Source organism: Mycobacterium sp. TH-M25 (genome assembly GCF_057473665.1).
Genome location: NZ_JBYCLA010000305.1, coordinates 1 through 13,235 on the forward strand (window position 1 = coordinate 1; position 13,235 = coordinate 13,235).

11 protein-coding genes and 1 pseudogene are annotated in these 13,235 nt (G+C 67.8%); 5 read left to right on the forward strand and 7 right to left on the reverse strand.

Annotated elements, in window-relative coordinates:
• Positions 1 to 1,681, reverse strand: a 1,681-nt coding sequence (locus tag AC2VOU_RS10260) for a glycerol-3-phosphate dehydrogenase/oxidase (RefSeq protein ID WP_486957283.1), incomplete at its 3' end; no start/stop codon positions are given.
• A 66-nt stretch (positions 1,682 to 1,747) separates the two neighbouring features.
• Positions 1,748 to 3,154 (reverse strand): NAD(P)H-quinone dehydrogenase, encoded by a 1,407-nt coding sequence (locus AC2VOU_RS10265; protein ID WP_486957284.1) that lies wholly within the window; start codon positions 3,152 to 3,154, stop codon positions 1,748 to 1,750.
• Between the two features lie 64 nt (positions 3,155 to 3,218).
• Between AC2VOU_RS10265 and AC2VOU_RS10270 the strand changes: the two genes are divergently transcribed.
• A complete protein-coding gene (locus tag AC2VOU_RS10270) occupies positions 3,219 to 3,698 on the forward strand; it encodes a gamma-glutamylcyclotransferase family protein (protein WP_486957285.1) in 480 nt (159 codons plus the stop codon).
• Positions 3,699 to 3,844: 146 nt separating this feature from the next.
• Here the strand turns inward: AC2VOU_RS10270 and AC2VOU_RS10275 are convergent, their stop codons facing one another.
• The 3 genes from AC2VOU_RS10275 to AC2VOU_RS10285 form a co-directional block, all read right to left on the reverse strand.
• Complete coding sequence (locus AC2VOU_RS10275) at positions 3,845 to 4,744, reverse strand: DUF559 domain-containing protein (RefSeq protein WP_486957286.1); 900 nt, start codon at positions 4,742 to 4,744, stop codon at positions 3,845 to 3,847.
• A 165-nt stretch (positions 4,745 to 4,909) separates the two neighbouring features.
• Complete coding sequence (locus AC2VOU_RS10280) at positions 4,910 to 6,079, reverse strand: M20 family metallopeptidase (RefSeq protein WP_486957287.1); 1,170 nt, start codon at positions 6,077 to 6,079, stop codon at positions 4,910 to 4,912.
• Positions 6,076 to 7,260 carry a M20 family metallopeptidase gene (locus tag AC2VOU_RS10285; RefSeq protein ID WP_486957288.1) on the reverse strand — a complete coding sequence of 395 codons (1,185 nt, stop codon included), beginning with the start codon at positions 7,258 to 7,260 and terminating at the stop codon, positions 6,076 to 6,078. Before AC2VOU_RS10285 ends, AC2VOU_RS10280 begins: the two co-directional genes overlap by 4 nt.
• A gap of 109 nt (positions 7,261 to 7,369) precedes the next feature.
• On the opposite strand from AC2VOU_RS10285, the gene AC2VOU_RS10290 reads away from it, so the two are divergent.
• Positions 7,370 to 8,149 (forward strand): purine-nucleoside phosphorylase, encoded by a 780-nt coding sequence (locus AC2VOU_RS10290; protein WP_486957289.1) that lies wholly within the window; start codon positions 7,370 to 7,372, stop codon positions 8,147 to 8,149.
• Positions 8,150 to 8,159: 10 nt separating this feature from the next.
• Entirely contained in the window at positions 8,160 to 9,731 is a 1,572-nt protein-coding gene (locus AC2VOU_RS10295; protein ID WP_486957290.1) for a phospho-sugar mutase, read from the forward strand.
• 21 nt (positions 9,732 to 9,752) lie between these two features.
• Here the strand turns inward: AC2VOU_RS10295 and upp are convergent, their stop codons facing one another.
• The gene (upp, locus tag AC2VOU_RS10300; protein ID WP_486957291.1) at positions 9,753 to 10,376 is read right to left on the reverse strand and encodes a uracil phosphoribosyltransferase; all 624 of its coding nucleotides are present in this window, start codon (positions 10,374 to 10,376) and stop codon (positions 9,753 to 9,755) included.
• 32 nt (positions 10,377 to 10,408) lie between these two features.
• Positions 10,409 to 11,725 carry a PE-PPE domain-containing protein gene (locus AC2VOU_RS10305; RefSeq protein WP_486957292.1) on the reverse strand — a complete coding sequence of 439 codons (1,317 nt, stop codon included), beginning with the start codon at positions 11,723 to 11,725 and terminating at the stop codon, positions 10,409 to 10,411.
• Between the two features lie 238 nt (positions 11,726 to 11,963).
• Between AC2VOU_RS10305 and AC2VOU_RS10310 the strand changes: the two genes are divergently transcribed.
• Positions 11,964 to 12,866 carry an alkaline phosphatase family protein gene (locus AC2VOU_RS10310; RefSeq protein ID WP_486957293.1) on the forward strand — a complete coding sequence of 301 codons (903 nt, stop codon included), beginning with the start codon at positions 11,964 to 11,966 and terminating at the stop codon, positions 12,864 to 12,866.
• Between the two features lie 38 nt (positions 12,867 to 12,904).
• Positions 12,905 to 13,235 (forward strand): annotated as a pseudogene (locus AC2VOU_RS10315) (primosomal protein); the annotation flags it as partial.

The window sequence follows — 13,235 nt, forward strand, 5'->3', positions numbered from 1 at the left end:
GCAGCGCATCGGCCGACGCGTCGTCGGGCTGCGCCTGCGACAGCACCTCGGCCTCGACGCGGGCCGTGTACGTCTGCACCTCGCGGTCGACGTCGTCCGCGGCCCAGCCCAGGATCGGGGCGACGATGTCCGCCACCTCGCGGGCGCAGTCGACGCCACGGTGGGCGTACTCGATGGCGATGCGGGTGCGGCGCGCCAAGATGTCCTCGAGATGCAGCGCGCCCTCGGCGGTCACTGCGTAGGCCGCCTCGACCCGCAGGTAGCCGGGGGCGGCGGCGATCGGGGCGAGCAGGTCGCGGCGGTCGGCGGCCAGCGCCAGTACTTCGTTGATCAGCGAGCCGTAACGGTCCAGCAGGTGCCGCACCCGGTATGGGTGCAGGCCTTCCAGCGCGCCGACGTGTTCGGTCTGGTTGATCAGCGCGAAGTAGCCGTCGGCGCCCAGCAGCGGCACCTTTTCGGTGATCGACGGCGCCACTCTGGCCGGAACATATTGCGCCGCAGCATCGATCGCGTCGGCGCCCATCACTCGATAGGTGGTGTACTTTCCGCCGGCGATGGCGATCAGACCCGGCGCAGGCACGGCTACCGCATGTTCGCGGGACAGCTTGGAGGTCTCCTCGCTCTCCCCCGCCAGCAACGGCCGCAGGCCTGCGTACACGCCGTCGATGTCGTTGTGCGTCAACGGAGTGGCCAGGACTGTGTTGACGGTGCCCAGGATGTAGTCGATGTCGGCCTTGGTGGCGGCCGGGTGCGCGAGGTCCAGATTCCAGTCGGTGTCGGTGGTCCCGATGATCCAGTGGTTGCCCCAGGGGATGACGAACATCACCGACTTTTCGGTGCGCAGGATGATCGCGGCGTCGCTGACGATCCGGTCGCGCGGGACGACGATATGCACACCTTTGGATGCGCGCACCCGAAATCGGCCGCGCTGCTTGGACAATGCCTGAATCTCGTCGGTCCAGACCCCCGTCGCATTGACCACGACGTGGCCCCGCACCTCGGTCACCGCGCCGTCCTCGGAGTCGCGGACCCGCACTCCGGTGACCCGGTCGCCTTCCCGAAGCAACGACACCACCTGTGTCGACGACCGCACCACCGCGCCGTAGTGCGCGGCCGTCCGCACCACGGTCAGCGTGTGCCGGGCATCGTCGACGACGGTGTCGTAGTAGCGGATACCACCGATCAGCGCACTGCGCTTCAGGCCCGGGGATAACCGCAATGCGCCGGCACGACTCAAATGCTTCTGCGCGGGAACGGATTTCGCGCCACCGAGTTGGTCGTAGAGCATGATGCCCGAGGCCACGTAGGGGCGCTCCCACCACCGCTTGGTCAGCGGGTAGAGAAACGGCAGCGGCTTGACCAGATGCGGGGCCAGGGTGGTCAACGACAATTCACGCTCGTAGAGCGCCTCACGCACCAAACCGAATTCCAGTTGCTCGAGGTAACGCAGCCCACCGTGAAACATCTTCGACGACCGGCTTGACGTGCCAGAAGCGATGTCGCGGGCTTCCACCAGTGCAACCTTCAGACCACGGGTGGCGGCGTCCAGTGCGGCACCCGAACCCACCACGCCGCCGCCGATGACCACGACGTCGAATTGGTCGCTGCCCAGGCGCTGCCACGCCGAGGCGCGTTGTTCGGCGTTCAAAAAGCTCGCCGGGACGCGGGTCGGGTCGCTCACGACACCAGCCTCCTGTCGGTTACTCGCCAGTAGGTCGCTGGTCCCAAGGCTACCCGGCCGGGCCGGTCAGTCCAGGTCATCGTGGGCCATCAGGCGTCGCGCCGCCTCCGTGATCGAACCCGACAGCGACGGGTACACGCTCAGTGTCTGCGCCAAATGATTCACCGTGAGGCGGGTCTGCACAGCCATCGCGATCGGCAGGATCAGCTCCGAGGCGATCGGCGCCACCACCACGCCGCCGATCACCACGCCGGAGGCCTGACGGCAGAAAAGCTTGACGAAGCCATGCCGCAGGCCCGACATCTTCGCCCGTGCATTGGTGCGCAACGGCAGCATGATCGTGCGCGCCTGCACGGACCCGTCGTCGATGGCGGATTGCGGAACGCCCACCGCGGCGAGTTCGGGCCGGGTGAACACCGCGGCGGCGACCGTGCGCAGCCGGATCGGCGTGACGGCCTCACCGAGCGCGTGCCACATCGCGATCCGGCCCTGCATCGCGGCGACCGAGGCCAGCGGCAGCAGCCCGGTGCAGTCGCCGGCAGCGTAGATGTTGGACACCGACGTGCGGGAGACCCGGTCGACGGTCAGGTAGTTACCCGGCGCGAGTTCGATGCCGACCCGGTCCAGACCCAAGCCGCCGGTGTTGGGCACCGAGCCGATCGTCATCAACGCATGACTGCCCTCGACGGTCCGCCCGTCGGCCAGGGTCACCAGCACCCCGGCGTCGGTACGGGTCACCGAGTCGGCCCGGGCATTCTTGACCAGCTTGACGCCACGCTCGGCGAAGATCCGCTCCAGCACTTCGGCCGCATCGGCGTCCTCGTAGGGCAGGATCTGGTCGCGGCTGGCGACCACGGTCACGTCGACACCCAGCTCGGTATAGGCGTGCACGAATTCTGCGCCCGTGACGCCGGAACCGACCACGACGAGGTGTTCGGGCAGCGCGTCCAGGTCGTAGAGCTGACGCCACGTCAGGATGCGCTCGCCGTCGGGCCGTGCGGTCGGCAGCTCGCGGGGGCTGGCACCGGTCGCGATCAGGACGACGTCGGCGTCGTAGGTGCTGGTGGTGCCGTCGGGCGCGGTGGCTTGCACGCGGTGGGTCGCCAGACCCGGGGTGGTGTCGACCAGCTGGCCCGTGCCTGCGACCACGTCGACCCCTGCGCTGAGCAGCTGCGCTTTGATGTCCGCTGATTGGTCGGCGGCCAGCCGCTTGACGCGCTGGTGGATCTCGGGCAGCGAGATCTTGGCGGCTTCGATGTCGATGTCGAAGCCCAGATGGGGCCCGCGGCGCAGCTCGGTGCGCACGCCGGTGGATGCGATGAAGGTTTTCGACGGCACGACGTCGAAGAGCACCGCCGCGCCCCCGATGCCGTCGGAGTCGATGACGGTGACGTGGGCGTTGCGCGCTGCCGCGACCAGCGCCGCCTCGTAACCGGCCGGTCCTCCACCGATGATCACAATGCGGGTTGCCACGGCCCCAACCTAACGAACGTGGCGGATCTGCGCCGCGTCAGCGCCCGCCGTCTAAGATTTCCCCGTGCCGATCTACGCCGCTTACGGCTCGAACATGCATCCCGACCAGATGCGGCAGCGTGCACCCCACTCGCCGATGGCCGGAACCGGCTGGCTGCATGGCTGGCGACTGACGTTCGGCGGCGAGGACATCGGCTGGGAAGGTGCGCTGGCCACGGTCGTGGAGGATCCGACGTCGAAGGTGTTCGTCGTGCTCTACGACATGACACCGGCCGACGAGAGCAACCTCGACCGCTGGGAGGGTTCCGAACTCGGCGTACACAAAAAGATCCGCTGCCGGGTGGAACGCGTGGCGTCCGACACCGACACCGACCCGGTGCTGGCGTGGCTGTACGTGGTGGACGCGTGGGAAGGTGGTGTGCCGTCGGCGCGCTACATCGGCGTGATGGCCGACGCTGCCGAAATCGCTGGCGCGCCGGGCGAATACGTCCACAAGATCCGCACCTGGCCGGCCCGCAACGTCGGCCCAGGGCACGGCGGGTAGCCGTCCCTACCGCGCCGTCCGCCAACTAGCCAACTAGCCAACTAGCCAACTAGCCAACTAGCCAACTAGCCAACTAGCCGCGAGGGTGCGCGTTTGCACAGCGACACGCCGGCTACGACGGCATTCTGCGCACGCTCGAGGCCGGCTTACGCGGCTCGGGCGCGTTTCAACTGGGCCTCGATACGGCGGAGGAGTTCCCACGGTCGACGTCGGACATCCTCTGCGACGATCACGACGACCACCCATCCCACATCCTGCAATGCCGCAGTGCGTCGGCGATCGCGAAAGAACGACTCGGCGCCGCTGTGCCAGGCCACCCCGTCATACTCGACCGCTACGCGACACTCGGGCCAGGCGAAGTCCAGCCTCCAGGTGCGACCGGTCATATCGACCACTTCGTATTGGAGTGTCGGTGTCGGCAGACCACCATCGATCATGACCAGTCGCGCCTCGCTTTCCATCGGCGACTCCGCCTCAGCAGCAGCCAGTGCGAGGAGCTCACGAACGACGACGATGCCGCGCCGACCGGACTGCTGCCCGGCCGCATTCAACAGTTCGCCACGGCTGCACGTACCGCTACGCAGGGCTGCGTCCAGCGTGGCCAGGGCCCGCGGTCGGCTCAGCGCGCGGGCCACCTCAATCGCCGTCCATGCGGGCGTGGTGAGAGGCCGGTCAGCCAACACGGTCAGTGGTGCACCGCTACGCCGGTGCACGACCAGCCCGTCCGCGGATCGAAGCTGGCCGCCGCGTGGATTGAGGACGTGCAGATCGTCGCCACGCTCGGTGTCGAATCCGTACGCCGCGGCGGCGGTACCCAGACATGCGGCGACACTCGTGCCAGTTGCCAGGTCCAGGCCCCGCAACCGCAAGCGGACGTCAACGGCGTCCCCACGGCCATAGATGCCATACCAAACCTTGTGCAGTCCACCGCTTTCCAGCTGTGCTTGCAAGCCGCGGCGAGTCAGGAAGGTCAACGCCTGCGCAGAAGTGACCACCCCGCCCTGCTCGTCGAGCAGCCGACCCAGTCCGTCTTTCACGTCCACCATCGTCGCCGTGTGACCCAAGCTGCGCCGCGAATGTGGGGCTGCCGGGGGCTGGTGTGTGGACAAAGCCGCCTCTGTGCACAGGGCGGATTTCCGTGCGCGCCCGGCGAGTGTGCGTGGCTGTACCGCGGCTGCGGCGTGTCGGCGTGCAGACACGCACACTCGCGTTCAGATGGCGGCGGCCTGCTCGACGATGTTGACCATCAGCCGCACCCCGATGCCCAGAGCGCGCTCGTCGAGGTCGAAGTTCGGCTGGTGCAGGTCCGATTGCGGGCCGTGACCCGACCAGACGCCGAGGCGGGCCATCGCGCCCGGCACTTCCTCGAGATACCAGGAGAAATCTTCGCCGCCGCCGGATTGTTGGGTGTCGGCCAGCGCATCGGGCCCGATCGCCTCGATGGCGTGCGTGATGATGCGGGTCGACACCTCCTCGTTGACCACCGGTGGAACACCGCGGTTGTACTGCAGGGTGTGCTCGATGCCCAGTGGCGCCAGCAACGCCGTCACCGTCTCCCGGACGATGTCTTCCATCCCCAGCCAGGTCTCGCGGCTGGCGGTGCGGACCGTGCCGGCCAGCGTGCCCACCTGCGGGATCGCGTTGGCCACCACGCCGGCATTGACGGCGCCCCACACCATCACGGTGCTGTTGCGCGGATCGATGCGACGCGACAGCACACCGGGTAGTCCGGTGATCAGCGTGCCCAGGCCGTAGACCAGATCGCCGGTCAGGTGCGGCCGCGAGGTGTGCCCGCCCGCCGACGTCAGCGTGATCTCGATCATGTCGGCTGCCGACGTGATCGGCCCCGGCTTCACCGCAATCTTGCCGACCGCCAGTCGGGGGTCGCAGTGCAGCGCGAAGATCCGGCTGACGCCCGACATCGCGCCCGCGGCGATGGTGTCGAGCGCGCCGCCGGGCATCAACTCCTCGGCGGGCTGAAAGACCAACCGGACGCCGATCGGCAATTCCGGCGCTCCCGCCAGAGCCAGCGCGGTCCCCAGCAGGATCGCGGTGTGCCCGTCGTGGCCGCAGGCGTGCGCGGCGTTGGGCATCGTCGAGGTGTAAGCAGCCCCGGTCCGCTCGGCCATCGGCAGCGCGTCCATGTCGGCGCGTAGTGCGACGCACGGCTCCCCGTCGGGGCCAAGATCGCATGTCAGGCCGGTGCCACCGGGCAGCACCTTGGGGTTGAGCCCCGCCTCGACCAGCCGTTCGGCGACGAACTGCGTGGTCGCGAATTCCTGGCGACCCAACTCCGGATAGCGGTGAATGTGGCGGCGCCAGCCGACGAGGTCGTCGTTGTGGGCGGCCAGCCAGGAAGCGGCGAGGTGGTGGAGGCTCATGATGCCGCCCGCGCCGCCAGCGCCGCCAGCACCCGGTCGCGTTGCTCTGGTGACTCTGCGAGCTGAACAACTATGCGCGCCAACATGATTGCGCCATCGACGACCGCCTTGTCGGCGGACGGGCCGGCAGCGGCCGCGGTGAACTCGGGCTGATGCAACGACGCACCACCGGCGTCGACTCCGACCATCGGGTGGATGCCGGGCATCACCTGGGTGACGTTGCCCATGTCGGTACTACCCAGCGGCAGCGCCGCCTCATACTCCGCCGCGAGCGGTGAGCGGCCCAGCCGGCTCATCTCCGCGCGGACCGTTTCGGCCAGCCACGGATCGGGGTTGAGCGCGTCATACATCGGCTCGGTGTGCTCGACGTCAAAGTCACAGCCGGTGGCCACCGCGCCGGCCAGAAAGCAGTCGCCCACTTTGGCTTCCAGGTCGGCCAGCGACGACGCATCGGTCGCGCGAATCGTGTACTGCAACTCGGTGTGCGCGGGAATCACGTTGGCTACCTGACCACCCCGGGTGACGATGCCGTGCATCTGCTGACCCGGCGCCAGCTGCTGGCGCAGCAACCCGATCGCCACCTGCGCGACGGTCACCGCGTCGGCCGCGTTGATACCCAGGAACGGGGCGGCCGATGCGTGAGATTCCTTGCCGCGGTAGACCACTCGGATGGCTGACAGTGTCAGCGAGCGGGCGGCCGCGATATCCACCGGACCCGGATGCACCATCACCGAGACCGCCAGATCATCGAACACTCCGGCGTTGAGCAGCAACACTTTTCCGCCGCCGAATTCTTCGGCGGGGGTTCCCAGCAGGGACACCCGCAGACCCAGTTCGTCGGCGACATCGGCGAGTGCCAACGCCGCGCCGACCGCCGATGCGGCAATGATGTTGTGGCCGCAGGCATGGCCGATCTCGGGCAGCGCGTCGTATTCGGCGCAGATGCCGACGGTCAGCGGACCGCTGCCGTAGTCGGCGCGAAACGCGGTGTCCAAACCGCCCGCCGCCGCGGTGATCGCGAAACCACGCTCGGCCACCAGGGTTTGCGCTTTCGCGCAACTGCGGTGCTCGGCGAAGGCCAACTCCGGCTCGGCGTGGATAGCGTGCGACAGCTCGACGAGGTCGCCGCCGCGACGCCGTACCGTGTCGTCGACGCGATCCAGCGCCGGGGTTGCAACCATGGTCGCAGTATCTCACCGCCGGTTGGCGGTGGGCACAACGACTAGCGGCGACGTCTTCCTGCGCGTGCTGGACCAACTCAGCCGGCGCGGCGCAGATTAGGCTGCGACTGTGCTCGCAGACACCGCAGCGAAGTTCATCGCCGACCAGACCGGCATCGGCGAACACGACGTGGCGATCGTGCTGGGTTCCGGCTGGGCGCCGGCCGTGGCCGCCCTGGGTGATCCGACGACCACACTGGCGATGGCTGACGTGCCCGGATTCGCCCCGCCGTCGGCGGCCGGCCACACCGGCCAGGTGCTCTCACTGGCCATCGGTGGACACCGCGTGCTCGTGCTGGCCGGCCGGGTGCATGCCTACGAAGGCCACGACCTGGCGCACGTCGTCCATCCGGTGCGTACCGCGTGCGCGGCGGGTGCCCGCGTCGTCGTGCTCACCAACGCCGCGGGCGCGGTCCGCGAGGACTTCGCTGTCGGATGCCCGGTGTTGATCAGCGACCACCTGAACCAGACCGCGCGGTCACCATTGGTCGGTGCCCAATTCGTGGACATGGTCGACGCCTACGCCCTGCGGCTGCGGACGCTGGCCCGCGAGGTCGACCCCGGATTGGCCGAGGGCGTGTACGCCGGGCTGCCCGGCCCGCATTTCGAGACGCCGGCCGAGATCCGGATGTTGCGCACGATCGGCGCCGACCTGGTCGGCATGTCCACCGTGCACGAAACGATCGCGGCGCGGGCTGCCGGCGCCGAGGTGCTCGGCGTCTCGCTGGTCACCAACATGGCGGCGGGGATCACCGGCGAGCCGCTCAGTCACGTCGAGGTGCTGCAGACAGGTGCCGCGTCGGCGGCCCGGATGGGTTCGCTGCTGGCCGACGTGGTCGCACGGCTGTGACGGCACTCCCGTGACACCCGCCGAGTGGATCGCGCATGACCCCGATCCAGCGACGGCCGCCGAACTCGCCCGCTGCTCCCGAGCCGAATTGACGACGCGGTTTTCCCGGCCGCTGTCGTTCGGCACCGCAGGACTGCGCGGCCCGGTGCGCGGTGGCCCGGACGCGATGAACCTGGCCGTGGTGTTGCGCGCCAGCTGGGCGGTGGCGACCGTCCTACGGAGGCGCGGGCTGGCCGGATCGACCGTGATCGTGGGTCGCGACGCCCGGCACGGGTCGGCCGCCTTCGCCACTGCAACCGCTGAAGTATTTGCTGCTCAAGGCTTTTCAGTCACACTGCTGCCACATCCGGCACCGACGCCAGTGCTGGCCTTTGCCGTGCGGCACACCGGCGCGGCGGCCGGCATCCAGATCACCGCGTCGCACAATCCACCCGCCGACAACGGCTACAAGGTGTACCTGGACGGCGGCATCCAGATCATCTCCCCCACCGACCGCGAAATCGAAACATTAATGGCGGCAGCACCATTCGCTGATGCAATTGCCAGATCCACGGTCGAACCCGCCGATTCGACACTGGTCGAGCAGTACATAGAACGAGCCGCGGGGGTGCGGCGCTCGACCGCGGGCCCGATTCGGTTGGCGCTCACCCCACTGCACGGTGTCGGCGGCGACGTGGCCGTCGAAACGCTTCGTCGGGCCGGCTTCACCGACGTGCACGTCGTCGCCAGTCAATTCGCTCCCGACCCCGATTTCCCCACCGTGAAGTTTCCCAATCCCGAAGAACCGGGTGCCACCGACGCACTGCTCGCACTTGCCGCGCAGGTCGGCGCCGACGTCGCCATTGCGCTCGATCCCGACGCGGACCGGTGCGCTGTCGGCGTACCCACGCCGACTGGCTGGCGGATGCTTACTGGCGACGAAACCGGCTGGCTACTTGGCGATTACATCTTGTCGCAGACCGACGCGGCCACGAGTGTGGTCGCCAGCACCGTGGTGTCGTCGCGGATGCTCACGGCGATAGCCGCGCACTGGGGTGCACAACACGTCGAGACGCTGACCGGTTTCAAATGGCTGGCCCGCGCCGATGCCGGACTGCCGGGGCGCACGCTGGTGTACGCCTACGAGGAAGCCATCGGATACTGCGTCGACCCCGCAGCGGTGCGGGACAAGGACGGCATCAGCGCCGCAGTGTTGGTCGGCGATGTGGTCGCAACGCTCAAGCAGTCGCAGCGTTCGCTACTCGATGCGCTCGAGGATTTGGCCCGCCGCTTCGGGGTGCACAGCGGTGCGGCCGTGTCCCGGCCGGTCGCCGACGCCGATGCGGCCGCTGCGATGATGCGCCGACTGCGCGCCATAGCGCCCGGTGACATCACCGGTTTCGGTTTCACCGCAACGGATCTGAGGCCGAGAACTGACGCGCTTATTTTCACCGGCGGTGATGCCGATACGAGCGCCCGCGTCGTCGTCCGACCGTCGGGAACCGAGCCGAAGGTCAAGTTCTACATCGAGGTGCGCGCTGGCGACCGAGGCCACGCCGATGCGTTGCGCGACGAGGTCGCCGTCGCTGTCACCCGCTGGTGACGCAGCCCGCGGGCGGGTGATTCAGCGCGGCCCGAATTGGCGGTCACCGGCGTCGCCGAGGCCGGGCACGATGTAAGAGAGGTCGTTGAGACCATCGTCGACGGCGGCAGTGAACAGCCGCGCCCGCGGCGCCGTCTTCTCCAGCGCCGCAATGCCTTCCGGTGCTGCCACGACACACGCCACGGTGATGTCGTCCGCGCCACGGCGCTGCAGCAACCCGACGGTGAGGCTCATCGAACCGCCGGTGGCCAGCATCGGGTCCAGGACCAGCACCGGCTGGGCGTGCAACTCGTCCGGCAGCGATTCCACATATGGCGCGGGCAACGCGGTCTGCTCGTCGCGGGCGACACCGACAAACCCCACTCGCGCTTGCGGTAACAGCGCATGCGCCGCACCGACCATACCCAGCCCGGCGCGCAGAACCGCTACCAGCAGAGGCGGTTTGGCCAACCGGGTGCCCGCAGCCTCGGCCAGTGGGGTGCGCACCACAACCGTGTGGCCGGGCGCGTCGCGGGTGGCTTCGTAAACCAACATCGTGGTCAGCTCCCCCAACGCAGCGCGAAATGCCGCGGCGCCGGTGCGCTCGTCGCGCAGTATGGTCAGCCGCGCCGCGGCCAGCGGGTGATCAACGACGTGCACATCCACGAGAAATGACCTTAGCCGGACCCGGCCCGGCGTCAGGCGCCGAAAAAGTTGAAGATGTCGAAACCGTAGCCGACCAGGTCGATCAGCGGCTGCCCGGAGACCAGCGGCTCGCCACTGAAAATGGCATCTGGCGCCAAGGACGGGATGCTTGCCGTCAAGGACGTCCACTCAGTGAGCAGCGACGCATCGAGCTTGTTCAGCGAGTCGTAGCCCGACAACAGCGAGTCGACGAACGATTGCGGCAGCGGCGCCTGTCCGGCATCGCTCAGCAGGTCGTCGACCGGACCGACGAACGTTTGCACCGCAGCATATTCCATGCCGGCGAGCATCTGCAGCGGGTCCATCTTCGGGATGAACCCGGCGACGCCGGATTCGACCAGTTGGCCGGTCGCGTCGACCGTCCAAGGACCGGCAGCACCGATCGGGTCGACCCCGTCGACGGCGATGCCAGCACCCGGATCACCGGGATTGCCGTAGCCCCAGTCGTCGACCAAGGTCGCAAACGGGGCAAAGAAATCGTAGAAGAACTGTCCAGCCGGGCCGCCGTCGTACATGAACGCCAGCGTCGGCAGCGGCGCGGGAATGTCGTAGAAGGTGGTGTTGCCGATGGTGCCGAGGTCGATCGTGGCGGGGGTGTCCAAGTTCACCCCGGCTGTCGGATCCGGATAGTAGGGGTGCACCGTCCCGATGCCGATCAGGGCGTTGAGGTCGGCGAAGAGATTGAGCGGGTCCTGGGGAAAGTCGGCCCAGCCGTCGTACTCGCCGGTGTAGATGTCGGTCGCGATCCCGGTGGTCGGGGTAGTGGCCAGGCTCAGCGGGATATCGAGGAACGGAACGTGTTGGGGTTCAGGGGTCAAGCTGAAGTCGCTCACGCCGTCGGGGAATCCGAAGCGATCCAGCATGCCGCCGATCGGACTGTTGGGGTCACCGAGCAGCGTGACGCTCAGGTCGTTCAGGTTTACCCCGGCCGGCGTGTTGTTCAGCAGGTCGTTCATCTCGATGGTGGCGAGGGTGGAGCTCTGCGAGTAGCCCAGCACCGCGACGTCGTTGCCGCCCTGCAACGCCGGGACGATCACGCTGTTCAGGTCGCCCACACCCTGATTGAGCGATTCACCGAAACCCAGATCCGGCTCGGTGGAACTGCACACGATCGGACAGAACTGCTCCGGAGTGGTCAGCGGTTCGAAGGTGTAGGCGCTGTCCTGGCTGAGGTACAGCGATTCGACCGAGCTGAGGTAAGCGCTGTCTGGGGTGGGATCTCCGGTGCCGCCCATGATGTAGCCGTCGTCGGAGACCAGACCGACCTCGGCCAGCAATGCCCGATACCCGGACTGGAATGCCGGCGTCATGCTCAGTGCTGTAGCGCACCCCGCAGCAGCCACCGCACTCAGCACACGAGTCCGTGTCACAGTCATCGACAGACCTCACTCCTCCGCTGGTGGCACTCTGATACCTGCGGCGTGGCCGAATCGTAGGGCCTGCGTGTCACCACATGCGGCAAAGTCGCAAATTTTTCTCAGGAAGACGTCGAACGACACAGACGCGCGCGTACCCAGCACGCGGCCGAACCGCTCCTATACTGCGGCCATGCAACGCCGACCAGGTCGTGATGGCAGGCGAAATCGAGCGGTCAGCCTCTTCGGTGTGCTGCTCGTCGCGACCGCGGTGATGTCGTGGCCAGCCCCTCCGCAACGGCCGTTCAGCTCGCCGGTCGACATGACGGCGGCTGCGGTCCCGACCCCCGCTCACGTCGTGATCGTGGTCGAGGAGAACCGGTCGCAGTCCAACATCATCGGCAACAAGGCGGCCCCGTTCATCAATCAGCTGGCTGCCGGCGGGGCCATGATGTCGCAATCCTTCGCCGAGATGCATCCCAGCGAACCCAACTACTACGCTTTGTTCGCCGGCAACACTTTGGTCAAAGACAACGTCTGCCCGGTCGATGCCGGCAACGAGCCCAACCTCGGCTCGCAACTCCTCGGGGCCGGCTACACGTTCACGGGCTTCGCCGAAAGCCTGCCCGCCCCGGGTTCGGCGGATTGCCGGGCCGGCAAATACGCGCGCAAGCACGTGCCCTGGGCCAGCTTCACCAATATCCCCGCCAGCCGGTCGCTACCCTTTTCGTTGTTTCCAGCGCCGTCGAATTATGCCGGCCTGCCGACCGTGTCGATGGTCATTCCCAACCTGGACAACGACATGCACGACGGGTCGATCGCGCAGGGCGACCGATGGCTGTATCAGAACCTGTCGCAGTACGCGTCGTGGGCGCGGGCCAACAACAGCCTGCTGATCCTGACCTGGGACGAGGACGACAACACCGCCCGCAACCAGATTCCGACGGTGATCTACGGCGCGGGTGTCCGCCCCGGCATCTACGACCAGCCGATCAGCCACTACAACGTGTTGTCCACTCTCGAGCAGATGTACGGTCTGCCCAAGCTCGGCTACGCGACCCGAGCGCCGGCGATCACCGGCATCTGGGGTGCCTGACCCGATCCGGCTGGTAGCGCGTCGCTATTGTGTGCCGCATGCCTGCTGACCTCGTGCCTATTCGCTTGAGCCTGACCGACGGCGACCGCTATACCGTGTGGGCGCCGCGCTGGCGCGACGCCGGTGACGAGTGGGAGGCGTTCCTGGGCCGCGACGATGACCTCTACACCTTCGAGACGGTGGCTGACCTGGTCGCGTTCGTGCGCACCGATTCCGACAACGACCTGGTCGACCACCCGGCATGGCAGGCGCTGACCGAGGCCAACGCCCACCGGTTGGAGCCCGCCGACGACAATCACTTCGACCTGGTCGCGGTCGAGGAGTTGGTGTCGGACAAGCCGACCGAGGAGTCGGTGGCGCAACTGGCCA